At 51.0% G+C, this 24147-nt stretch carries 22 protein-coding genes; 6 read left to right on the forward strand and 16 right to left on the reverse strand.

What is annotated here, in order from left to right; translation table 11 throughout:
* The first annotated feature begins 8 nt into the window (after positions 1 to 8).
* Positions 9 to 314, forward strand: a complete 306-nt coding sequence (locus tag H4F65_RS15685) for a hypothetical protein (protein WP_072014214.1) — start codon at positions 9 to 11, stop codon at positions 312 to 314.
* A 91-nt stretch (positions 315 to 405) separates the two neighbouring features.
* Here H4F65_RS15685 and H4F65_RS15690 read toward each other — a convergent pair whose 3' ends face one another.
* The 10 genes from H4F65_RS15690 to H4F65_RS15735 all read right to left on the reverse strand — a co-directional run bounded on the left by H4F65_RS15690 (position 406) and on the right by H4F65_RS15735 (position 14012).
* On the reverse strand, positions 406 to 1509 hold the full coding sequence (locus H4F65_RS15690; RefSeq protein ID WP_010681661.1) for a PDDEXK family nuclease: 1104 nt from the start codon (positions 1507 to 1509) through the stop codon (positions 406 to 408).
* Positions 1510 to 1519: 10 nt separating this feature from the next.
* Positions 1520 to 3220, reverse strand: a complete 1701-nt coding sequence (locus H4F65_RS15695; RefSeq protein ID WP_010681662.1) for a restriction endonuclease subunit S — start codon at positions 3218 to 3220, stop codon at positions 1520 to 1522.
* Positions 3220 to 4692, reverse strand: coding sequence for an N-6 DNA methylase (locus H4F65_RS15700; RefSeq protein WP_010681663.1), 1473 nt, complete (start codon positions 4690 to 4692; stop codon positions 3220 to 3222). The genes H4F65_RS15695 and H4F65_RS15700 overlap by 1 nt, the downstream gene beginning before the upstream one ends.
* A gap of 72 nt (positions 4693 to 4764) precedes the next feature.
* On the reverse strand, positions 4765 to 7197 hold the full coding sequence (hsdR, locus tag H4F65_RS15705; protein WP_039319979.1) for an EcoAI/FtnUII family type I restriction enzme subunit R: 2433 nt from the start codon (positions 7195 to 7197) through the stop codon (positions 4765 to 4767).
* 209 nt (positions 7198 to 7406) lie between these two features.
* A complete protein-coding gene (locus tag H4F65_RS15710) occupies positions 7407 to 8840 on the reverse strand; it encodes an FAD-binding protein (protein WP_010681664.1) in 1434 nt (477 codons plus the stop codon).
* Positions 8837 to 9715 (reverse strand): TauD/TfdA family dioxygenase, encoded by an 879-nt coding sequence (locus H4F65_RS15715; protein ID WP_010681665.1) that lies wholly within the window; start codon positions 9713 to 9715, stop codon positions 8837 to 8839. Before H4F65_RS15715 ends, H4F65_RS15710 begins: the two co-directional genes overlap by 4 nt.
* Positions 9716 to 9958: 243 nt before the next feature.
* Complete coding sequence (locus H4F65_RS15720; protein ID WP_010300175.1) at positions 9959 to 10180, reverse strand: acyl carrier protein; 222 nt, start codon at positions 10178 to 10180, stop codon at positions 9959 to 9961.
* A gap of 17 nt (positions 10181 to 10197) precedes the next feature.
* A complete protein-coding gene (locus tag H4F65_RS15725; protein ID WP_010681666.1) occupies positions 10198 to 11631 on the reverse strand; it encodes an AMP-binding protein in 1434 nt (477 codons plus the stop codon).
* Positions 11628 to 12746 carry a membrane-bound O-acyltransferase family protein gene (locus tag H4F65_RS15730; RefSeq protein WP_039319975.1) on the reverse strand — a complete coding sequence of 373 codons (1119 nt, stop codon included), beginning with the start codon at positions 12744 to 12746 and terminating at the stop codon, positions 11628 to 11630. Before H4F65_RS15730 ends, H4F65_RS15725 begins: the two co-directional genes overlap by 4 nt.
* A 129-nt stretch (positions 12747 to 12875) precedes the next feature.
* Positions 12876 to 14012: a D-alanyl-lipoteichoic acid biosynthesis protein DltD gene (locus H4F65_RS15735; protein ID WP_010280276.1), complete on the reverse strand. Its 1137-nt coding sequence runs from the start codon at positions 14010 to 14012 to the stop codon at positions 12876 to 12878.
* 487 nt (positions 14013 to 14499) lie between these two features.
* Here H4F65_RS15735 and H4F65_RS15740 point away from each other — a divergent pair, with 487 nt between their 5' ends.
* Positions 14500 to 14700, forward strand: a complete 201-nt coding sequence (locus H4F65_RS15740) for a hypothetical protein (RefSeq protein WP_072014213.1) — start codon at positions 14500 to 14502, stop codon at positions 14698 to 14700.
* 138 nt (positions 14701 to 14838) lie between these two features.
* Here H4F65_RS15740 and H4F65_RS15745 read toward each other — a convergent pair whose 3' ends face one another.
* Together H4F65_RS15745 and H4F65_RS15750 are read right to left on the reverse strand one after the other, a co-directional pair.
* Entirely contained in the window at positions 14839 to 15225 is a 387-nt protein-coding gene (locus H4F65_RS15745) for a hypothetical protein (RefSeq protein ID WP_010280278.1), read from the reverse strand.
* 106 nt (positions 15226 to 15331) lie between these two features.
* The gene (locus H4F65_RS15750) at positions 15332 to 16225 is read right to left on the reverse strand and encodes a LysR family transcriptional regulator (protein ID WP_010280280.1); all 894 of its coding nucleotides are present in this window, start codon (positions 16223 to 16225) and stop codon (positions 15332 to 15334) included.
* A gap of 292 nt (positions 16226 to 16517) precedes the next feature.
* Between H4F65_RS15750 and H4F65_RS15755 the strand changes: the two genes are divergently transcribed.
* Complete coding sequence (locus H4F65_RS15755; RefSeq protein ID WP_010280282.1) at positions 16518 to 16958, forward strand: (R)-mandelonitrile lyase; 441 nt, start codon at positions 16518 to 16520, stop codon at positions 16956 to 16958.
* A gap of 101 nt (positions 16959 to 17059) precedes the next feature.
* Here the strand turns inward: H4F65_RS15755 and H4F65_RS15760 are convergent, their stop codons facing one another.
* On the reverse strand, positions 17060 to 17383 hold the full coding sequence (locus H4F65_RS15760; protein WP_010280285.1) for a PTS sugar transporter subunit IIA: 324 nt from the start codon (positions 17381 to 17383) through the stop codon (positions 17060 to 17062).
* 499 nt (positions 17384 to 17882) lie between these two features.
* Between H4F65_RS15760 and H4F65_RS15765 the strand changes: the two genes are divergently transcribed.
* From H4F65_RS15765 to H4F65_RS15775, 3 genes are all read left to right on the forward strand, one after another.
* Complete coding sequence (locus H4F65_RS15765; protein WP_010280287.1) at positions 17883 to 18899, forward strand: iron ABC transporter substrate-binding protein; 1017 nt, start codon at positions 17883 to 17885, stop codon at positions 18897 to 18899.
* A 152-nt stretch (positions 18900 to 19051) separates the two neighbouring features.
* Positions 19052 to 20629 carry an ABC transporter permease gene (locus H4F65_RS15770; RefSeq protein WP_010280289.1) on the forward strand — a complete coding sequence of 526 codons (1578 nt, stop codon included), beginning with the start codon at positions 19052 to 19054 and terminating at the stop codon, positions 20627 to 20629.
* Between the two features lie 2 nt (positions 20630 to 20631).
* A complete protein-coding gene (locus tag H4F65_RS15775) occupies positions 20632 to 21702 on the forward strand; it encodes an ABC transporter ATP-binding protein (RefSeq protein ID WP_010280292.1) in 1071 nt (356 codons plus the stop codon).
* A gap of 31 nt (positions 21703 to 21733) precedes the next feature.
* Here the strand turns inward: H4F65_RS15775 and arnF are convergent, their stop codons facing one another.
* From arnF to arnT, 3 genes are read right to left on the reverse strand one after another with little or no spacing between them, the layout of a single operon-like run.
* The gene (arnF, locus tag H4F65_RS15780) at positions 21734 to 22126 is read right to left on the reverse strand and encodes a 4-amino-4-deoxy-L-arabinose-phosphoundecaprenol flippase subunit ArnF (protein WP_010280294.1); all 393 of its coding nucleotides are present in this window, start codon (positions 22124 to 22126) and stop codon (positions 21734 to 21736) included.
* Entirely contained in the window at positions 22126 to 22467 is a 342-nt protein-coding gene (gene arnE / locus H4F65_RS15785) for a 4-amino-4-deoxy-L-arabinose-phosphoundecaprenol flippase subunit ArnE (RefSeq protein ID WP_010280295.1), read from the reverse strand. Before arnE ends, arnF begins: the two co-directional genes overlap by 1 nt.
* Positions 22464 to 24134 (reverse strand): lipid IV(A) 4-amino-4-deoxy-L-arabinosyltransferase, encoded by a 1671-nt coding sequence (arnT, locus tag H4F65_RS15790; protein ID WP_010280297.1) that lies wholly within the window; start codon positions 24132 to 24134, stop codon positions 22464 to 22466. The genes arnE and arnT overlap by 4 nt, the downstream gene beginning before the upstream one ends.
* Positions 24135 to 24147 lie beyond the last annotated feature (13 nt).

The following is a 24147-nucleotide window of genomic DNA, read 5'->3' on the forward strand; positions in this document are numbered from 1 at the left end:
GGATTTCTATGAATAATATTAATAATGCTAAACGGATTTTAGATGAGAACACCAAAGTACTTTATGGCATCTTTGGTGTCATTAGTTCTTCTGGCTATTTCCCACCTTTGCCCTTTCTGAATGAATTCTTCCTGGTTGGCAGTGATCCATGTGATCAAGATGGAAGAATGGGTTGTTGGCGTCCATTCACCCTTATACCCTCGGAATATGAAGTGGTAAAGGAATGGTGGTTTGCATCTCATCCGGGTACAGTTGAGTCACGACTTGGTTGTGAATGTTGGGGGGATTGGGTTCAAGAGCTCCTCGAAATGTAAATGTAAGCCCCCCGCCAAACCGAACCATTCACTTTAGACGTCTTCTGAGATGCTCATTTCTTCTTTGTCGGGAAAAGTCATCATTTGAGCATTACAATTCCGCGTTCCAATTTCTGAAATAGCGCTTTAATTTCTCGACAGTATGCCGCCATTTCTGAGTTGTAGGCTTGCAGACCGTATTTTGGTTGCCGAAGAACCCCACTTCGTTAACCGCCTCCTGCTCACTGCGGGTTTCCAGCCATTTTACGGGAACAAAATACTCAGACTTCTCAGGGTCATCCGCGTTCAAGCGATAGAGATCGCTGTGCTTCAGCACATCCATTGCCAGCTTTTCACCGCCTTCGGTGTTGATGGTGAAGCTGCTGGCAGGTTCAACGGCACTCTGCACAATACCAACGCCGACGTAGCCTTTCGCCGGGATTTTTACCCACACACGGTTGCCCGGTTGAAGCTGTTTTAACGTCTGGCTGTACCAGCTTCCGCCGCCCGCACTGATAAAGTTGTAGTGTTGCGCCTCTTCCCAGTTTCGGCTTTGCATGTCGCCAAACGAGACGTAAAACTCTCCGTTCCACGGTTCCTTCGCATTGGCGCTTGCTACGGCGGTGGCCTGTGCGGCATTGGTTTGCGTTTCGCTCGGGTCGATAAGCCAGGTGCGGCTTAAGAACTGCTCGTCACCGTGCTGGAATACCTTAAAGAACAGTACGTTAATCGAGATACCGTTTTTGCTTAGATAGTCCACGATGCGTTCTGTGGACGGATCCAGCTCCGCCGCCACAATGATGATTTGGTGCGACTGGTTGAGTGACTCTTCTTCCAGTTCAGTATTGAAGCGCTGCTTGAACGCGTCACCGAGATTGCCGCCACCGGAGAATTTTTCATAAATCTGCGACAGACGATCGGCGGTTAAATCATCCACCCAAGAGGCGTAATCTAGCGCCTGCGCCACCACTTCACGCGGTGTGCGGTCGCGTTTAAGCTCAATCAGGATCAGCGAGGCATCCGGCGCAATAGCCAACAGGTCGATACGCCCTTTATCGAGCGTCGGTTCCTGATGCCCGATAATCATCCACTGGTCAGAGAGGATGGTGGGATCGTTTAGAATCATCTTCTCCAGCAGTTGTTCGCTGGCGAGTTTGCTGATGGTCAGCGGCTGAGGGGTCTCCCCTACTCGCCAGATAGCATGATGAACCGGCATCGTCTGTTCCTTAGTTTAGTGCTGCGTCGGTAAGTGCGTCCGCGAGATGGAGCTGGGTTTGCTGGGCGGATTGCAGGCGGGATTTGAGGGCGTCACAAATATCATTAAGTCGCTTTACTTCGCTAACAATTCGCTGCTGTTCTTTGATTGGGGCCAAGGGAAAGATAAAGCTCCTGACTTTCTTCCCGTTTAGTGCGGGCTGTGCTCCACCGTGCCCATCTCCTCTATGGGACAAATACTTACTTTTCGCCCAGATCCAAACATATTCAGGCTCGACAAGTGCTTGGTTAAAAACAAAAGCAGCAACATTTTGGTTAGTGCATGCGTCAATGCCTAAAACTGCCGTCTGCCCTCTCGTTTTTCCTTGCCCAATAATTGCCATTAGTAAGCTTCCAGTTGGAATCATACTTGTGCTCGAATTTTTAAAACCCTCAGATGTGATTTTTTCTTTTGTATCTAAAATAACTTCATTGGCAACTTCTCCAGAGCTAACCCAAGGGACATCTCCATTCCAATATTTCCTTTCAGATCTATCCGGAGTACTTCCCAACCTTATGTCAGCAAAATCCTGAACAACAATATTTAACCAAGAATGGGGTAATGAAGTGGGCTCTCCCAAAGGTTCAACTGGAGGATGTTTTTTGATTTTGCCTTCTTTCACCAATTGTATTTTTTCCTGCTCAATACGTTTAAGCAGTTCAGAAGCCGGTTCGTCGTTAGCATCTTGCGGCACCAGTTTCCCCATCACCGCCAGCTGCAGAATGGTTTGTTTAAGCGCATCGATACTCGCTTCGGTGGTAAATAACGTGTCGAAATGCTGGCTGATTCGCGCCCAGTTTTCGGCTAGTTCTTCGGCATTTTGGCTGTCGATCAGGGTTGCCAGCAGGGTTTCTACCAGTTGCTGATGCGCTTCCAGACTGGTCAGGGATTGCTGTGCAAGTTGATCGCACAGAGACATTAATATGTCAACTTTTGAAAGTATTCGCTGCTGTTCTTTTTCAGGGGCTAATCCAAGCAAAATAGTATTCATTTTTGCCTGATTCATTTTCGGCTGAGCGGTACCTGTAATATATTGTTCAAGATTAATCGAATTAATATACAGACCAACATACTTAAGAAAACCCTCCGACACTCCGTCTAAAACATGGGCATGGTTATTCACCCAGTACCTTCCATCAGCAATAAAGGCTATCGGTGTCGTTCTGTTTATTAAGTTGGCACCATCTTCACCAATAAGTAGCAGTGGCTTATCAAACAGAAAGTCATCAATTTTATCAATAATTCCTGATGCTCCATAATAGTCGTATTGTCCTTGCCGACTCGAACGTTCCTCAGATGAAAGAGGAACTCTCTCAGCATCACGATTAATAGTTGCATCACCTAAGCGACAAAACTCCCACCCCTCCGGCAACTCAAACGGCTTCTCATCCTCACTAATTTCCGGCTGCGGCTTCTGCTTTTTAATTTTTCCCTGCTTTACCAATTCCGCTTTCTCGGCGGCAATACGCTTTAACAAATCAGACGCGGGTTCATCATTCGGATCCTGTGGCACCAGTTTGCCGCGCACCGCCAGTTCCAGAATCAGCTCACGCAGTTTCTTAATGCCATAGAGGTCGATTTTGCCATTACTGCCTCGTCCCGCTGTAGAGCGGGCTTGCAGGGCAGAGGACCAGATATCGATATGGTCGGTGATCAGCGTCTCAACGGTCATCAATTCGCCCCCTTGTTGCCTGCCAGTGCGGCACCGAGGATATCGCGTAACTGATTACGCAGTTCGCGGATTTCCGCCAGATGCGTCTGGTACTGTGCCAGTAATTCGTCCGGATCGTGGCTGATGATTTCGCCCTGATAGGGGTTCTTGATATCAAGGTTAAAGTTGCGGGCGATGATCTCGTCGATGCTGACTTTCCATGTCTGATGGTTCTCTTCGCGGCTGGCAAAGCCGTCCGCTTCACTGCCCCACCAGTCGATTTCGGTTTGGAATTCCTCAAACTTCATCGGTTTGGTTTTGCTGTAGTTCTTCACGCCGTCTGGGTACGGATGCTCGTAGAACCACACCTGCTTAGTCGGCTGGCCTTTGGTAAAGAACAGAATATTGGTTTTGATACCGGTATACGGATTAAACACGCCATTCGGCAGGCGCACGATGGTGTGCAGGTTGCACGCTTCGGTGAGCAGCTTTTTGATTTTGGTTTTTACACCTTCGCCAAACAGCGTACCGTCTGGCAGCACCACTGCCGCGCGGCCTTTATCGGCCAGCACTTCGATAACCAATTGCAGGAACAGATCGGCGGTTTCACGGGTCTGCATTTCTGCCGGGAAGTTCTTCTCAATCCCGTCTTCTTCGGTACCGCCAAACGGTGGATTGGTGACAATCACATCCAGTTGTTCGTCCCAGGAAGAGAGCGGTTTATTGAGCGTGTTGTCATGGCGAATTTGCACCGGCACTTCAATGCCGTGCAACAGCATATTGGTGGTGCACAGCAGATGTGGAAGCTGCTTTTTCTCTACGCCATAGATCTGCTTTTGCAGCGTTTTGTGGTCTTCAGTGGTATTAACGTAATGTTCTTTCACATGGTCGAACGCACAGGCAAGGAAGCCGCCAGTGCCGCACGCCGGGTCCATAATGGACTCGCCCAGTTTCGGGTCAATACGGTTGACCATAAAGCGCGTCACTGCACGCGGGGTATAGAACTCGCCCGCATTACCGGCGCTTTGCAGGTCGCGCAGGATCTGTTCGTAGATATCGCCAAACAGATGACGCTCCTGACTGCTGCTGAAGTCGATTTCATTTAGCTTGTTGATCACCTGACGCAGCAGCGTGCCATTTTTCATGTAGTTGTAGGCATCGCTGAACGCCTGTTTTACCACAAAGCCACGCGGATTCTTATCGATCGGGGTTGTGAGATTTTTCAGGGTCGGGAACAGGTCGTCGTTCACAAATTCCAGCAACGCCTCCCCCGTGATGCCCTCGCTGTTTGCTGCCCAGCTACGCCATAAATAGCGTTGTGGGATCGGGAACTGGTAGTCATCCTGCTCCAGTTCCAACTCTTCTTCCTGAGTATCAAAAATCTTCAGAAACAGCAGCCATGAAAGCTGCCCCAGACGCTGGGCATCGCCATCCACCCCGGCGTCTTTACGCATAATGTCCTGAAGGGATTTAATGACTGAGCTAATCGACATGTATTCTTTCCATACTTAAAAAAGGATGCCACCGGACGCAGACGCGACCAGTGGCACGATGTTTATTCGTTATCAGGCTGAGCGCGGCGGTAGCTGGTAGATTTCGTTTTCCAGTTCGTTAACGGCTTGCTCATACGCCTTCTTGTCACCAAAGCGGGTTTTAATGATCTCTATCGGACGACCCAGCGCATCGAACGGTTTCAATTTAAGTACCTGGACATCCTCGATTTCCTGCACGCCTTCATCGGCGTATTTATCCAGCAGCGTGCTGAGCACCTGCTGCGCCGGTTGTGCATATTTCGTAAAATAGTTACGTTTACGCACATTGGCCGCGCGTTCCTGACGCGTTAACGGCGGCTGACCGTACACCACATGACAGAGTAAATCAAACGGGTCGAGATCTTTACCCACCTCTTCCGCCAGCACATCCCACAGAATCCCCAATTGCGCCAGTTCTTCAATAATGATCTGTTTGCGTGGTGCATCCTGCCATTTGCGCACGAAGCTATCCAGTGAAGCGTACTCGCTATCTTTGAGCATCGTTTTACGGGTGTAATCCTGGAAGGACTCAGTCACCAGTTTGCCATCAGAATCATAATACTGAACGCGCTTAGCCAGCACTTTTACATCCACGCCATTCACATAGAATTTACGGACTTTGTTGTCGTCATCGTCATGGAATTCACCATTGCCCCAATGCTTGTCATGATTAATCTGATAGTCAGCGGCGTCTTCTCGCGCTTTATTGGCGGCATTATCGCCGTCATCTTCCTCATCCAGCTTTTCATTGAAATCGGAATCTTGGTCGGAAATGTCGCTGGGTTTTACCACCAGCACTTTTTCTGGCAAGCCGTCAAAGCGAGGATCGGCAAACAGCTCTGTCGCTTTTTTGAAGTCAAGAATGGTGAACCACAGCTTACCGTGCTTTTCGTTGATTCGCGTGCCGCGCCCGATGATCTGTTTAAATTTGGTCATGGACTGGATGTTTTGATCCAGCACGACCAGCTTGCAAGTCTGCGCATCGACGCCGGTGGTCATCAGTTCAGAGGTTGTGGCGATAACAGGATAATCTTTTTTAGGGTTAATAAAATTATCGAGCTGCGCCTTGCCAATATCATCGTCGCCGGTGATTTTCATCACGTATTTTTCGTTCTTCAACACCTGCTCAGGGTTGAGCACCACCAGCGCATGGCGCATGCGATCGGCGTGATCGATGTCGTTGCAGAAGACAATCGTTTTATCCATCGGGTTAGTACGTTTCAGGTAATCGGTAATGGTCTGCGCCACCAGCATCGTGCGTTCATCAATGACCAGCGTGCGGTCAAAATCTTTCAGGTTGTAGATGCGGTCTTCAATTTCTTTGCCATATTTATCCAACTGCCCTTTGACAGGACGCCAGCCTTGTACATCGACGTCAATATCGACGCGCACCACTTTGTAAGGCGCGAGGAAGCCGTCTTCAATGCCCTCTTTCAGTGAATAGGTGTAAACCGGTTCACCGAAGTAATCGATATTGGAGACCTCTTCGGTTTCTTTCGGCGTGGCCGTCAGACCAACCTGCGTGGCGCTGCCGAAATACTCCAGAATCTCCCGCCAGGCAGAATCTTCGGACGCACTGCCACGGTGGCATTCATCAATCACAATCAGATCAAAGAAATCCGGTGCCACCTGCTTATAGGCTTTTTGATATTCTTCCGGCCCAGTAATCGCCTGATACAGTGCTAAATGCACTTCATAGGCCGGATCGATAGTACGCCCGGTGACTTTGGTCATCGCCGTGCCGAAAGGTTGAAAATCGTTGTTTTTAGTCTGATCGACCAGAATATTGCGGTCCGCAAGGAACAAAATGCGTTTTTTGTGTTTGGCTTTCCACAGACGCCAGATTATCTGGAACGCCGTATAGGTTTTGCCCGTGCCAGTCGCCATGACCAGTAGAATACGGTTCTTACCTGCCGATACAGCATCAACCGTTCGGTTGATCGCCTGCATCTGATAATAACGGGGAGATTTTCCGCTGCCGTCGTCGTAATAGTCCTGACTGATAACGGGCAGTTGCTCTTGAGTGAACCCTTTCCAGACACAGTATTTTTGCCAGAGCTGTTCAGGTGTTGGGAAATCGCTAAGGGCAATTTCGGATTCGAGCTGCTGCGGATTGGTTTTATCGTGGAAGATGAACCCATCACCGTTGGAGGCAAATACAAAGGGAACATCGAGCAGGCTAGCGTAGTCCAACCCCTGCTGCATCCCTTTGCTGATGGCGTGCTTGTTGGCTTTGGCTTCGATGACTGCAAGCGGCAAGTTCGGCTTGTGGTACAGCACGATGTCGGCAGATTTGACTTTGATACGTGAGGCTAATTTTCCGCGAACCACAATCTTGCCATCACGTAGTTTCACTTCCTGACGAATCTGAGCAAAATCATCCCAGCCAGCATCCTTAATCGTAGGAAGGATAAATTTGGTGATGATATCCGTTTCAGTCAGGTGCGTTTTGTTCACGCCAGCCATAGCAGAGCACTCCACGATATTGGGTTAGCTCTGATTTTACACAGATTAGTGCATCAGGTAATGACCCTAAATGACGTTTTGGACGGTTACTGGCAAAATCATTATTCGCCAGAACAAATTCTGCTGCTTCCCAGCACATGTAGCTGGATAACACTGTAGACAGAATAAAACCAGCTCAGTGCAACATCACTGAGCCGGCAACGTTTATGCTATTGAACTCGCCAGTCGCTAAAGTAATGACTGATGACTGAAGGTTGGTCGAGAGGAGCGGTGGCGGCTATATAGCCATCTGGCCGAACTAACAGGTATTGATCGGAATAGGGGCTACTTCCCGTTTCAACGTGCAGGACATTGACGATATCAGGCAGTGATGCAGGGACAGTCGCCGCGCCGATGATAAGCAAACTGTAATTGCGATAATTTAAATGTGAGTAAATTCTGCCTGGCTGACTGGATTGAGAATCACGCCACATAAAATCATGCAGCCTTTCGCCAACACGCCCGTCGGTTCCATAGCGAACACCCATCCCCGTGATGTAACCCGCACGTTTTTCGACAATCTTGACGTAGTCATCGGCATGGGTGCCCGTCTCTGAGGTTTTGGTTGAACGCACGAGTTCCGCTGACGTTTTTACGACTTCCAGCGCGACCGCTTTTCGCTCCGTTTCGTAACTCTGTAATAGCGTTTGAGGCGCATGATGATGGGTAATCATCGCGATTTTCCAGATGAGGTTAAATGCATCGGCCAATCCGGTATTTAGCCCTTGCCCACCATTTACCGAGTGAATATGGCTCGCATCGCCAGCGATAAATAATTTATTTTCAAGGATATAGTGTTCTGCTACAGACTCTTTAACCGAGAATTGTGAGTACCACTCAATCGACTTGAATTGCAGGCGGTGTGGTTGCAGAGCATGGTTAATTTTATCTATCGCCTGCTGTTGCGTGAAGTCCTCACTCTCCATCTGGATATAGAAACGATCAATCTTACCTTCACGTGGTATCCAGGCGACATCCGCGGTTTCTGCCTGGAAAACAATAATTTCCGGTACTTTTGGGAAATCAGTTTCTATTTCGCCATCAATCACTGCCCAGGTAATTTGTGGTCGAGTGATCTCAAACGGGATAGCAAAGTGTTGGCGCACAAACGATCGTGAACCATCTGCACCAATCAAATACCGGGAACGTACGGTCTCACCGCTGGTGAGCGTGGTGAGACAGCCGTCGTCCTCCAGCACAATATCTTCCACAGAAGTATTACGGCGCACGGCACTATTTAGCTCGGTGAGCTTATTATCGAGTGCTTGTTCCACATAAGCCTGACCAATCATTAAAAAATGCTTGTGAAAACAGCCTTCTAAAGCATCCCACCAGGTCGATTGGCGTGAAATAAATTTACCTTTTGACCAAACTGAGCTGGTATTGCAGGTTTTGCCCAAGGGATAAAGCTCGTCGAATAAACCGATAATTTCAAACAGCTGCAAACTACGGGCGTTTAGTGCATCAGCACGGCCTACCGTTAACGGCCCCGATGATTTATCGATGATGACGGTGCTTAAACCTGATAGCTGAGCAAGATAGGCACAGGCCAGGCCGACAGGCCCGGCGCCGATAATCATGAGATCAACATGCTGTGGTTTCATGACGGTTGCACCAAATGTGGGTTAGTCAGCGGCTGTTTAGCATGGATATGCACTCGGCGCAGATGACGGCCACTCTGGCTGGCATAAGATTCACGACCATGTAATAACGAGTAGTTATCTGCAATGACAATGTCGCCGCTTTGCCATTGGTGAGCATACTGAACCCGTGGATCATATAAGGCATGCTGCAAGCTGCTGAGTAATTGCTCTTGCTCTTCGGGTTCAATACCGGAGAAGTGATAAGTGGACGGGTTCAAGAATTCTTTATCACCAGCAATCGGTGGCTCACAAAAACGAATGACGGGATGAGTGCGGTAAGGGTGTTGCTCGATAATAGGAGCCTGCGCGGTGCTGCTGTATAGCTCGACGGCGCGCTGATACTGACCTGTTGCACGCTGCCACAGCGCTTTGGTTTCGGGTGACGCCAGACGTAACGCCGTGGTGGTACTCGAAAACGTGGTTCGCCCACCCTGCCCTTCGCCAACGGCTGAGACGCATTGAAAGACTTGTAGTTCCGGCACGGTTTTAAGGTACATGCCGTCCCAGTGCAAGGGAACATAGTTATTAGCAAAGATATGGTCGGTCGCATCGGGTTGTTCAACCAGCTCCAACACGGCACCAAATGGCCATTGCATAATGTCACCGATAGCTGCGCAGTATGTTGTTAAATTTTCTGCACTCGTAAAGCTATCAAAGCCACGCAGTACCACTAATTGTTCGTTCTCTACTAATGTACGCAGCCAGGTAGGTGATAATTCACCAATATGCACGCCTGACTGTTTAGGCTCAATACGCACACCAAAATGACAGGTTTCACCTTGGGACTGGGTTAAAGGCTGATAATCAAAGCGATCTTCTAAAGTGAATGAGTCCATTTTACTTCTCCGTGTATTATCCATTGCTGAAAGATCTCTTCAGATAATATCGGCAACAAATATTCAACACCACGGATACAATTTTAATAATTAGGAGGGTTTGAATAGAGAATCACTGCCCTCCTCTTTTCACTACTATCTAATGATGTAATAGACTTTGATACTCCCCCCACAATTAAAAAACCCCAGATAAACCTATCCGGGGTCTTTAAATAACGAGAAAAAACCGTCGCCGCTTCAGGCTTAGCCGCGGTTCTCTTCGATGTAGCGAGCCAAATCTGCTGGGGTTTTCAGAACGGTGGCGACTTCGGTTGGCGGGATCACGCAGCCGTAAACGTCCTGCACTTCCAGCACCAAGTCGACCGCTAGAATAGAGTCGAGAATGTCAGACTCAATCAGCTCATCGTTAAAGCCCACTTTACGGGATAAGATCTTTTCAAACAGCGCGAGTATTTCTTGTTCCATCATTTTTTCCTGAGTCATTAGATCGTGCGGGCATGGCTGTCCAGCAGTTTACGGTCAATTTTGCCGTTAGGATTAAGCGGCAACGCATCTTTGATAATAATTTGGGAAGGCACCATGTAAGGAGGAATCACCTTCGAGAGCGACGTTTTAATTGCTTCTGGCGCTAAGTTCGTCACGCAGAACGCCGCGATGCGCAGAACGCCACCGCCCGATTTCATCAACGGCAGAACCACGGCTTCGCTGATGTCGGATATCGCCAGCAGACGATTTTCAATCTCATTGATTTCAATGCGATAGCCATTCAGTTTGATCTGGCTGTCGTTGCGGCCCTGACAGTACAGCAGTCCGTCTTCATAGCCCAGGTCGCCGGTTCTGTAGCCCCGGAATGCTTCGCTCTCCCGATGCAGCAATTTCTCCGCATTCTCTTTCGCCAGCCCAAGGTAGCCGCGCATGACATTTTTGCCCCAAATGATCAGCTCGCCCTCAGACGTAATTTCCATTCTGGAGTCCGGCATCATCGCACCCACCGGCAGCAGATCGTTTTCACTGTGCAGGATTTCATCGGTGATTTCGATGACGGTAGTTGCGATGGTCGCTTCCGTTGGACCATAGGAGTTGAGAATTTTGGCCTGTGGGAAGCGACGGCGTAACTGTTTGACCAGCGCTTTGTTGAGCACTTCACCAATGAACACGAAGACGTTAAGTTCAGGTAAATATTCACTGTTGAACTGGGGGGAAAGCAGCCTCTGGTAGGCGAAAGAGGGCGTTGACACCCAGACGGAAACGCCGTTTTCTTTCAGGCGATCGAGCCAGTTTTCTGCCGCGATATCCTCTTTCGCATTCAGGACGATGTGCCCTCCAGTAGCCAGATTCGCCAGCAGCGGGATCAAAGAGAGATCGAAACTGAATACTGCATGGTTCATCAGCACTGGCACGTCCGGCAGCGAAAAGTCCTGACGCACCCACTTCATAAAGTGCCACAGACTTTCACGCCCGATCTGCACCCCTTTAGGCTTTCCAGTGCTGCCGGAGGTAAACATGATATAGGCAAGATCCTGCTCGACCAACGCCTGCCCTGCCTCACCGGTAGCAATGAACTGTCGGGTCGCCACATCGTAATAATAAGGCGCGCTCGCCAGGTGGCAAATCTCGTTAAGTCGCTCCTGAGGATAGATGCAGTCCACCGGAATATACGGGATGTTATGCAGCAGACAGCTATAGATCGCCACGGCAAACTCCGCCTGCTGATGCCCATATAACACGACTGGCTGCCCCGCGGGCTGCTGGCAGTGCTGATAGCGATGCGACCAGTCTGCCACAGCAATGGATAGCTGTTGCCAGGTCATTGCTTCATCGCTGCCGCTAATCGCCAACTGCTGTGGATTCGCAGGGTCGAGTAATGCCGCGCGGAGGAAGTCTTGCAGTTCCTGAAGTTCAGAGTGAAGATTCATAGTGGGGACATTCCGCTAAAGATGTAGAGGGAGGCCGCAGCGCTTGCCAGCGTCAGAATTCGACCGATGAACGCAATAACCGGATGATGTAGACAATTGCTCAGCGCCGGGCTGCGTTTGGCAGACCACAGCAGCATGTTGTGAGCAACGGAAATGGCGCCAAACAGTGCGCCGCTGATGACATAGTGTCGTTCAAGCCCGTTCCATGCCCCCATACAAAACAGGGTGCAGAAGATGCCAATATTCTGTGCCAACGTTTTGTTCTGTCGGAAAAAATCGAGCTTCATCAGATTCATATAAATCGGCATAAAGACCACATCCCTCAGCCATTCAGACAGGCTGATGTGAAAGCGTCGCCAGAAATCCTGCGGGTTTTTCGCCAGAATAGGCAGATTGAAGTTCGCCGGAATATTCAGGCCAAATAAGCGCCCTGCCCCGATAGCCATATTGCTGTAGCCAGCAAAATCAAAATAAAGGTAGGCGCTGTAGGCGAGCGACATCACGACACCCACGCTTAACGTAAACGGGCGCTGGCTCCACGACTCAATCACCAGATTATTGATCAGCATGGCAAATAAGAACTTCTGAATGATGCCGGTAAAAATCTGCTCCATCGCCACTAAAAACTGTTCACGGGTCAGCGTGAAGACCGGTTTATTAATGTCATTAACCCATGTCCGCCAGCGATACATCGGACCCGCCAGAATAATAAAAGGCATAAAGAGGTAGCAGAAGTAGTGCAGGAAGTTCTGGCCATCTTTTTTACTGCGATAAAGCAGGACATCAATGGCACGGAAAGTCATAAAGGACAGGCCGATCATGCCCCAGTGGTTGTTGAGGTGTAATTTCACCAAAAATAGCGGCAATAGTGTCAGGCTGACTGCCTGCCAGGTTTTTAACCAGCCTTTCTCTTTTAATGTGACGAGAATGTAGAAGCTTAGGAAAACCGCCACGGGAACAAGGTAATCCCCCTGAAAAATATATCCCCAGCCTAGCACTGCCAATACGGAGAAGGCGGATAAATACGTCAGCCGATAACTGAATACGCGATTAACTAGCGCGAACAGTAACGCCGATGAAAACAGAAGGAAAAAAAACATTCCGGAGCTGTACATCATTCATCCTTCAGAATTTTTGATATTCAAAATGCACTTTTAAACTCATGCTTTCATCAACAGACGTCCATGCAACGATGGTGACTGCCAGAAAGAGATAAAGGAAAAAAAGGCGAATGGCAGTTTTCATCATTTAAAACTCTCTGCAATAAATTGATCCATCGCGACCCATGCCGGCTCGGTTGGGTGCAGGCGGTCCCAATTCCAGCCGTTCTGATAAGGTTGCGCATACATATCAAAATAGCGGACCTGATTTGCGTCCAGCATCGATCTGATCTGGCTATCGACTGGCTGGAATTTCTCGGAATTCTTAATCGCCCACGGATTAATCGGATCGACAATCACCACAAATTGGACGTTGCGCGCTTTCAGCAGTTTGATCGTCGCCGATAACGCCTCCATTTGCGCCGGAACAATCGGTGCATCGTCCCACTCTTCCGGTGTTTTATCGTCGGCAAAAACGGACTTATCCATCCACAATGTGTCTGCACTTTGCTGACGGGACTGATTCAACACCTGAGACTGCGCCAACTCGCGATTCCAGTCAGGAGTCGGATTGACAGTTGCCCGATGTGGCCACGGTTGTGTCGACTGAGGGATAATACGCAGCATCGCCAGCCAGTCGTTTTTTATTAGCTCGCAGAAATTAGCAAATTGATAACTCACTTCCTGCCAGATAAGTTGTGGATCCCAACCATAGATCTTCATTTGGCCGAACGTTAAATGACTAATCTCTTCTTTATCGATATGTTGTAAGTAATTGACCAAAAAGGGTCGTGCCTGATCATCCTGCATCAGGGGATTAAAAATAGAGGCCGGAAAATTATTAGCAAAAATGGCCGGCGGAATACCGTCTGAATAAAAGCTATCGGGTGCCAGCAGCAAAACCACTTTACTGTTCGCGTTAAGTTCATTTTTAAAACGTGAGAGCAGTAAAAAGTGCGTGACGCTATCCACATAGCTATCGCCATAGGCCACAACCGGACGATGTAGCTGGTTATTAAAATAATTATAGACAGCGTAATGTTCATCTTCCGATGTAGAGACCTCGGAAGCCCCGAGAAAGAAAATCGCATTTCCCTGTAATGCATGGGAAATCGTGGCTATCTTTTCCTTTTGTTCTTTTGCCGTCCCTTCCATCGTGTTAATCAGTGGCTGGAATGTCAGCGCCGGATCAACGCTCTTCACCAGCGAGGGAACGCTAAGAAACAGGATGGCAAGGGTCGCCATCAGGATATGTAGGCAGAGAGTATTTTTGATTTTCATTATAAAGTAAGGCTACATGATATTTATTGTTTGAAAGTTGTGAATTTTTATCTTCACAGTAAATCGTTCCCTGTATTTTTGGATTATATACCAGGCTTATCGCCGATGATGAGCGTTGCTGTGTAACGGTATGTACAGTGTTTATGTCCGTCACAGAATAAGGCTGACGAGCCCCGCGCGATCGAGGCAGGAGAAGGGTTCTCCTACATCCATTATCACTTACGTGGTTTGAATATGCGTTAGTAAAGAGCGGTGACGGGCCCCATGCGTTCAGATTTGTTAGGGGTTTTAGGGATGATGATGTTCAAGAATCCTTGGTGCGATGAATAAGTACGAATAGCGTCATCCAGGCTTTCCTTTTTATTTCATCTGACAAACCATTCTCTTAATGTTAACTTAATGTATTCGCAATATTACGGATTCGCTCGTTATTCCTCCTCACGTTTTACAGGGCTATACGTAATTGAAAAAACTAAAAGGAGAATCGATGAAAAATTATCAGGCCACTCTCCCTCGGTTATTAATCGTCTCAATAACCCTGTTTGTTATCGCCTGCTCATCCAGCACGAAAAAATCCCCTACTGATGAAACGCCAGCGTGTATGAAATATCGTTCTATGATGACGGCACCCTTGCCACCAGCGGAAATGATGAGGCTAAAAAATCAGTGCGAGCAATCAAGGCATTAATGCGGTGGTATGTTCATCAGAGCCAGCATAGATCCGATGTATTTTACAAAACATACCAACGCCTTCGAATAAATCCACTCCCCCTCAAGGTAACGCTAGCCAAGTAGCGGTCATTATTGAAAATGGCCGCTATTCTCTTCAATTCGCTGCCCGTTCTAAATCGCCATAGAATGAATATGGATAGCCATTTTCCAGCCATTCAGCATCGTCAATAACGCAAACATCATCTTCTACATAAATATCTGATGCCATTATTTTTATTGCGAAACCATTAGTTTTGTATTCCGAGCGGAAATTATCATAGGTAATTTCGCCTCTACCGAAATAGTCTTTGAGTTCTTCCCGCCATAATAGCTCGATCTCTGCACTAAACGGGCCGCTCTCCATTTTCCCTTTCAGGCTGGCGATAATCTTTTTCTTCTCAACAAAACCCCATCGAACGGCATCCAGCGTCCAGGCATCGTCGCTAACACTAAACTCACCAGAAAAAATCGCTAAAAGCGCGTCATTATTATCAGAACACATTTCATTTCCTTGAATATTCAAAATTTGTCGGTGGAACCGATTATCTTAAACGCTTTTTAATCGCCTGACTTACAACCCAATAACCCAATAACCCAATAACCCAATCCTAACGTGGGTAGCGCAGCGCTTCCACAAACAGTGAAAAGGCCGTGGTATGCTGTTTGCGGCTGGGATAATACAGGTAGTAGCCGGGGAACGGCGGGCACCATTCCGTCAGCACCCGAATCAGACGCCCGCTGGCAATATCATTTTGTACCGAATCTTCAGGTACATAGGCCAGACCGAGCCCAATGCGTGCCGCGTCGATCCGCTGGCGCAGGCTATTCATGGTCAGTTGTCCCTCAACGCGCACCTTGATTTCCCGACCGTTTTTTTCAAATTCCCATGCATAGATGCCGCCCATCGTCGGCAGACGCAGGTTAATACAGCGGTGATGCTGCAAATCCTGTGGCGTCACGGGAGCAGGATTGCGAGCGAAATAGTTCGGGGAACCGACCACCGCCATGCTCATTTCCGGTGCGACACGCACGGCAATCATGTCTTTTTCCACCTGTTCTCCCAGGCGAATGCCCGCATCAAAGCGGCCGAGAACAATATCAGCTAAGGCGTTATCTACCGTGATGTCGACGTTAATATCGGGATAATTCACCAAAAATGGCTTTAACACCGGCCATAATATTGAATCAACCGCATGCTCCCCCGCCGTGATACGAATATTCCCCGCAGGCCGTTCGCGCATGTCACCCAGCGCCACCAGCTCGCTTTCAATATCCGCGAAGTGCGGGCCGAGGCTATGCGCCAGCTTCTCTCCCGCTTCCGTCGGCGCGACGCTGCGCGTGGTTCGGGTCAGCAAACGCACGCCAAGCCGCTCTTCAAGGCCGCGAATCGAATGGCTTAGTGCCGACTGGGAAAGCCCGAGCTTCGCCGCCGCTTTAGTAAAACTACGTTCTCTTGCCACCACAAGGAACGAAATGAGGTCATTAAAATTTTCTTTTAACATCAGCGTATCCGAAGAGTGGTGTCGTGAATGATGTCCATGTGAAACGGTCAATCGCTAATTAAGCCACGCTGAAAATTAGCAGCGGGACATAGCACCCCGCATTGCACGGCGTAATTAATGAATATAATTCATAGCCGCTTGCTGGTTTTGCCCTCTGGTGCTTCTCCGTAAATCGCAGTAACGTTTTGTACAGCCGCTGTCTTTCAGCTTTCACCAACCCTGAACAGCGAATCTTCCAATAACAGCTACGCTTTCCATGAGATGACTCGCAGCCTCTGCCGTGATGTTATCCATGTTAGTCCCGGCTGCGACTGCCGGAAAGGAGGAAAAATTGAAAATTACCCGCAGCGGTTCACACCCGTCCCAACCTGGCTCGGAAAGCTATTTTTCCGGCAACGTACGTATTGATGCGCCTTTTCAGGGTACTGCCCCGGCTCGGGTTGGTGGCGCGACGGTTACCTTTGAACCCGGTGCCCGCACGGCATGGCATACCCATCCGCTCGGTCAGACGCTGATCGTCACGCAGGGTCGGGGCTGGCTTCAGGAATGGGGCGGCGAGATTCAGGAAATCAATCAGGGCGATATCGTCTGGATACCCGAAGGCGTAAAACACTGGCACGGCGCGACGGCACAAACCGCGATGACACACATTGCCATTGCCGAATCGCTTAACGGCACCCCGGTTGAATGGCTGGAAAAAGTCAGCGACGAGCAGTACGGAAACGGGAAATAGCATAAGGAAAACGTCGCTATAAGAAAAAATAGCAACGGGTAGAAACAGCAAAGCCACTCAGCGTGAAACTGAATGGCTTCTTCCTTTGCTCCGCGATGCGGCTAGCGCATGTGGAGATTGACGCCAGAGACCTCTTTTCTGAGTTCAATAATCTCTTCAGCCAGCTCACGGCACAGCATCGCATTCATCAGGTGATCCTGCGCGTGCACCACGATAAGTTCGATATTGGCTTTTTCCTTACTCTGGTTGCCAATAAATCCGGTCTGGATCAACTGCGCCCGGTTCAGCGCCACCGCCGCCATTTTTAATAATTCATCGACGTGATCCCACTCCCCTCGACGAGCGGATCTCAGTGCTTCCATTGCGCAGGAACGTGTTTCGCCAGATTTAACGATAAGCTCAATCATCCGCGTTTCTACATCCATTTTTCCATCCCCCGAATATCAGTTGCTGTGTCACCTTTTGTCGGTCAATTAACCCCAAATTGCAGACAAGCGCACGTGACACCGAAGCAAGTACGGTGCATTTGTTGTATCGCTACTCATAGCCTGCAGAGTAAATATAGATGATAAATCAGGATTTGTTTCTGTAAATCATGATGTTATGTCTCATTTCCGGTGAAATAAATTTTACAGAGACGTCAGCCTGTTTTTTAGACGATCGATTTATACATATTCATGCCGTGACACGCCTTGAAATAAAGTGATGACCGAAATATCACACTCACCGGAACCTTAATTTAACCTTAAGAAAGCGAAATAATAATAACTATCATTATTATTATCGATATGTAGAATCCATCGTCGACTGCCGCTACATATCGGCCTGTGTCGCTAAAATAGCGTAGCTATCGCGAGTGATGCCGGGCTTCCCATGTAAGCCAGCCATACGCAAACACGACAGGTATTAATAAGGGTAAATAATATGAAGCTTAGTTTTGGATTGCTGAGTTCTGCCGTTTTATTCGCTTCCGGTTTGGCTCTCAGCGCATCGGCAACCGCAGCAGAAAACGATGAAGGGATTGTGATTTACAATGCCCAACATGAAAACCTCGTGAAATCCTGGGTTGACGGTTTTACCAAAGAAACTGGCATCAAGGTGACGTTGCGCAATGGCAGCGACACCGAATTGGGCAACCAACTGGTGCAGGAAGGGAAATCCTCCCCGGCCGATGTGTTCCTGACTGAAAATTCACCATCAATGGTGCTGGTCGATAACGCCAATCTCTTTGCTCCGCTGGATAACGCGACCCTTGCTCAGGTGCCGTCTGACTATCGACCATCCCACGGTCGCTGGATCGGGATTGCCGCACGATCCACCGTCTTTGTTTACAATCCGACCAAATTTACCGACGCTCAACTGCCGAAATCCTTAGCCGATCTGGCGAAGCCAGAATGGAAAGGTCGCTGGGCCGCGTCTCCATCCGGTGCAGATTTTCAGGCCATCGTCAGCGCCTATCTGGAGCTGAAAGGTGAGCAAGCCACACAGGCGTGGCTGAAAGGCATGAAAGAGAACTTCACCGCCTACAAAGGCAACAGCACGGTGATGAAAGCCGTGAATGCAGGCCAGATTGATAGCGGTGTGATCTATCACTATTACCGTTTTGTCGATCAGGCTAAAACCGGCGAAAACAGTAACAACACGAAGCTGTACTACTTCAAGCATAAAGATCCGGGCGCGTTCGTCAGTATTTCCGGCGGCGGCGTACTGGCATCCAGCAAACATGCGAAAGACGCACAGACCTTCATTAAGTGGATTACCGGCAAATCCGGTCAGGAAGTCTTGCGCACCAACGATGCCTTTGAGTACGCCGTTGGCGTCAACGCGGCCTCAAATGACAAACTGGTTCCGCTGAAAGATCTGGATGCGCCGAAAGTCGATGCCGCCAAGCTCAACAGCAAAAAAGTCGTGGATCTGATGACGCAAGCTGGTTTGTTGTAACGCACAGATTGTCGCATAGGGGTTATAGCATATCGATGTCATAACCCCCTTTCATCAGGGCGTTCGCGCCCTGATGAATCCTTACCCGAATGTCCGCTCAGCGCGGCTTCACCGTCTTAAAATATTGTCCTGACAAGGCAGCTACAGGCCGTATGACAAACGTTAGCTACAGCGAAACCACCCCGTTCACCGCCCCTTCTACGCCATTACGCAAGCCAGCCGCGTTGCTGACCATCGTCGCCCTGACGCTATCCCTGCTGGGGTTTATTCCGCTGGGCTTTGTGATTGGCGTGAGCATTGATACCGGTTGGGAAACGGCGCGTGCGCTGCTCTTGCGCCCTCGCGTCGGCGAATTACTAACCAACACGGTGCTGCTGGTTGTTCTGACGCTGCCGATTTGCACGGTGCTCGGCGTGCTGTTGGCCTGGCTGACTGAACGCACTACCCTGCCTGCCCGACGCCTGTGGTCGCTGCTGCTCACCGCGCCGCTGGCAATACCCGCATTTGTACAAAGCTATGCCTGGATCACTACCGCGCCCGGTCTGCATGGTCTGCCAGCTGGCGTGTTTTTATCCGTCGTCGCCTATTTGCCTTTTGTGTATTTACCCTGTGCCGCGACGCTGCGACGGCTGAATCCTGCGCTGGAAGATGTCGCGGCTACGCTGGGCGTGCCTCCCGTTACCGTATTTTTCCGCGTGGTGCTGCCGCAGCTAAAGCTGGCTATCGGCGGCGGGCTGCTGCTGATTGCGCTGCATCTGCTGGCGGAGTATGGCCTGTTCGCCATGATCCGCTTCGATACCTTTACCACCGCGATTTTCGATCAGTTTCAGTCAACGTTTAACGGTCCGGCGGCTAACATGCTGGCTGGCGTGCTGGCGCTGCTGTGCCTGTTTCTGTTGTGTGCGGATGCCCGCATGCGCGGCGTCACGCGCTATGCCCATGTCGGTTCCGGCGCGCCGCAGGCTGTCACGCTGGTACGCCTGTCGCTGCTTCCGCTGTTACTGGCTCTGCTGCTACTGGCGACGCTGGTGCTGCTCACGCTCGGCGTGCCTTTTATTACGCTGTCTCGCTGGCTGTGGTTTGGCGGCTGGGAAGTGTGGCAGCGCCGCGAACTGCTTGATGCCTTTCGCCAGACCATGACGCTGGCGCTGAGCGGTGCCGCACTGACAACGCTGGCGGCGATCCCGATGGCCTGGCTGACAATTCGCCATCCCAGCCGCCTGTATCGGTTTCTGGAAGGGTGCAATTACATTACCAGCTCTCTGCCGGGTATCGTCGTCGCGCTGGCGCTGGTGACCACCACGATTCACATCGTCAGGCCGCTCTACCAGACTGAATTCACCGTACTGCTGGCTTACCTGTTGATGTTTATGCCACGGGCGCTGGTTAATCTACGCGCCGGTATCGCACAGGCTCCAGTGGAGCTGGAGCAAGTCGCCGCCAGTCTGGGGCGTTCGCCGTTGCAGACGTTAATGACCGTGACCGTTCGACTGGCCGCGCCCGGCGTCGCAACAGGTGCAACGCTCGTCTTTCTGGCAATTGTTAACGAGCTGACCGCCACATTGCTGCTGGCTCCCAACGGCACCCGCACGCTGGCGACCGGCTTTTGGGCGCTCACCAGTGAGATCGATTATCCGGCGGCGGCACCCTACGCGCTGATTCTGGTTCTACTGTCGCTGCCGTGGACCTGGTTTCTCTACACGCAATCACAAAAAATGGCGGGGCTGTAATCATGTTAGAACTTCATCGCGTCAGTAAAGGCTTTAACGGGCGCATCGTGCTGTCTGACATTCATCTGACGTTAGAAAACAGTCGCCGCACGGCGATTGTTGGCCCGTCCGGTTCGGGGAAAACCACGCTGCTGCGCCTGATTGCCGGGTTTGAAAGACCAGATAGCGGCGTCATCACGCTGAACGGGCAGACGCTCTGCGATAACGGGCTTTCCGTTCCTGCCCATCAGCGCAGAATCGGCTACGTACCGCAGGACGGCGCGCTGTTCCCGCATCTTTGCATCGCAGACAACATCGCATTTGGGCTCAAAGGTTCGAAGGCAGAAAAACAAAAGCGTGTGGATGAGCTGATGGCGCTGGTTTCCCTTCCAGCGCATTTGCGGAAGCACTCGCCGCATGAGATTTCCGGCGGCCAGCAGCAGCGTGTCGCACTGGCTCGCGCGCTGGCACAGCGCCCTGCATTAATGCTGCTGGATGAACCTTTTTCGGCGCTGGATACCGGCCTGCGTGCCGCCACCCGTAAAGCGGTGATGGACGTATTGCAGCAGGCTAATGTGGCATCGATTCTGGTGACTCACGATCAGGGAGAGGCGCTGTCCTTTGCTGACCACGTTGTCGTTATGCGCGACGGTCAACTGTCGCAATCCGGTTCGCCGTGGGCGCTTTACCATCAGCCCGCCAATGAGGAGATCGCGACCTTTCTCGGCGAAACGCTAATCCTCGATGCACAGATCGACGGCGGTCATGCTGACTGTCTGCTTGGGCGCATCGCGGTAGATCGCCCAACCGCAAGCGGAAAGGCAAGAATCATGCTCAGACCGGAGCAAATCGCGATTCAGGATGCCGGGGTTAATAACGATAAGGTTGATAGTAATGAGGCAAATAGCACAGCAACCGTTCGCGCAACCATCCGCAAAGTTGATTTTTCCGGCTTTGTCTCGACGCTGACGTTGCACGTCCACCACGCAACAGCCGACATCATTGAACTGAAAACCGTCAGCCACGCCGCTTTTGCCGTCGGCCAGCAGGTCAGCCTGACGGTGAACGGTACGGCACACGTTTTCAGTCAATAACTCTCTATCGCTAGCGTTACGCGCAGGCGGCTTATCGCGCCGTCTGCGCGTTACGACTCACCAGCCAGACGCCCAGCAGAATAATCAGGACGCCGAGGTTTTTCCGCAGGCTCATCGGTTCGTTCAGCCACGGCAGGAAAACCGCCGCCAGATAAACCACCGCGTAGCTCAGGCTAATTAACGGATAGGCGCGGCTTAGCGGCAGGTAGCGTAGCACCATGAACCAGCACACCATCGATAGCCCGTAGCAGAGCATCCCGATTAGCACCGCAACCGCAGGCCAGCCGGCCAGCAACGTGCTGAACGGCGGCCAGTGCGTCATGGAAATGCTCGGCAGCGCCAGCATCCCGCTTTTCATTAACACCTGCGCGGTGCTGGCAAGCACAATGCTGCCAAGCGCCCAGACATAGCCCCTTTTCGCCATCATCCCCCCTGCATCAGATAGATACCGGTGACAATCAGCGCAATGCCCCACCAGTGATATTTGTCCACACGTTCGCTAAACCCGTAGTGCGCCAGCAGCGTGACCAGAACAAAATTGATGCTCAGCAGCGGATACGCCACGCCGAGCGGGATATGCTGCAACACCACAAGCCACAGCAGCAGCCCGATGCCGAGCAGCAAAGCCGCCAGCATCAGCCACCCCAGCGTCACGCATCGACGTCGATCCGCGGGTAAACGCCGCCAGCACTCCGCTGCCCGTTTCTGGCACAGCTGTCCCAGACTGGTCAGCAGGCAGACGATAGCCACCAGTAGATAACTCATGGCGCTATTTGCTTATAAAACAGCAGCACGTAGCGGTGCGATTTTTTCAACTGATCGGGGGCAGGCAGATTGCGGTATTCTTCATCGGTATCCCTATCGACTTTCAGCACCAGCGCGACATTTCCGCTACGCCGTTTCTCCGCAAGCCAGGCCGGGAAAGCCCCCTCATCCACAAAACGGTCAGTGGAATCGGCGTAGTCCAGACCGTAGTTCAATTCGCCCCGCGCCTTGAATAAGGTGATATCACTGCGCTTCAGCTCCCACGCCAGTCCGGCCGCCAGCCCAACCTCATCGCTCAGCACATAGCGGCTCTGCTCCAGCAACGGCTGATGGCTACGAATAAAGGTTTGAGGGTTCTTTGAATCGACCACGCTCGCCGGAATACTCCCGCCAACGAGCAGCGCCAGAAATAGCGGACAGCCTGCCACCAGATAGCCCCACGATCGCGGATTTCTCAGGCTAACAGCGGCAAAGGCAATCCAGCCGATAAAGCAGACGACACCCGAGACGATGGTCAGCCCTTCTCCCGGTTGATAGACATGCGGCACGATAATGCCGAGCCCGAGCGCGGCAACGGCGAGCGCCAGCATGCTGCCGAAGGCGATGTTAAGCCAGCTATTGATGCGCAATACACGTTCACGTATTGCGGGTGCCAGCCCGGAAATCCACGCCGCCATCAGCAGCGCCAGCGGTGCAAAGCACGGCAGAATGTAGGTCAGCAGCTTGCCTTTAGCGATGCTGAAAAACAGCAGCGGCATCACCATCCAGCACAGCAGGAGGAACCGTTCCGGGTTCGCTTTTCGTTCGCTCCAGCCGCTGCGCAGCGCGCCCGGCAGCAGCGCCAGCCAGGGGAATGCGCCGACCATCAGCACCGGCAGGTAATACCAGAATGGCGCTTTATGCTGTGCATCCTCTTCCGCAAAACGCTGGATATGCTCAATCCAAAAGAAGTAATGCCAGTAATCGGCTTCTCGTGCATGCACCGCCAGCGCCCACGGCGCACTCAGCAATACCGCGACGACAATCGCCAGCGGCCCGAACAGCAGCAGTTCCTTAATGCGCTTTTGCGCCAGCGCCACCGGCAGCACGCTGATGACCGGTAAAGCCAGCGCCAGAAAGCCTTTGGTCATGAATCCCATACCGCAGGCCAGCCCCATCAGTCCCCAGGCCACGAGCCGTTCGTGCATCAGCGTGGCGCGCTGAATCAGAACGTGGCTGAACAGCGCCGCCGTCATCCAGAGCGTCACCATCGGATCGAGCACGCTGTACGTGCCGATACCATACACCAGCAGTGACGTAAGATAGATCGTCGCCGCCAGCAGCGCAGTACGCCGGTTTTTCCACAACAGCATCGCCAGCCAAAACACCAGCAGCGCACTCAACGCAGTAGAAAATACCGAGGCAAAGCGCACGGAAAAATTGGTATGACCCAATAACCACTGGCTGATGTTATTCAGCCAGTAACCTGCGACGGGTTTCTCAAAATAGCGAATACCCAGCAAATGCGGCACGATCCAATCGCCACGCTGAAGCATCTCGCGGCTGATTTCCGCATAGCGCGTTTCGTCCGGTGACCACAGCCAGCGGCCGTTAAGCGGTAACAGGTAGAGCAAAGCAAATAACACCAGTATCACGGTGCTTTTCAGCTTTATCATGCCTTTTTCCATGCTATCTCCTGCT

This window comes from Pectobacterium brasiliense, from assembly GCF_016950255.1.
Classification (GTDB): Bacteria; Pseudomonadota; Gammaproteobacteria; order Enterobacterales; family Enterobacteriaceae; genus Pectobacterium; species Pectobacterium brasiliense.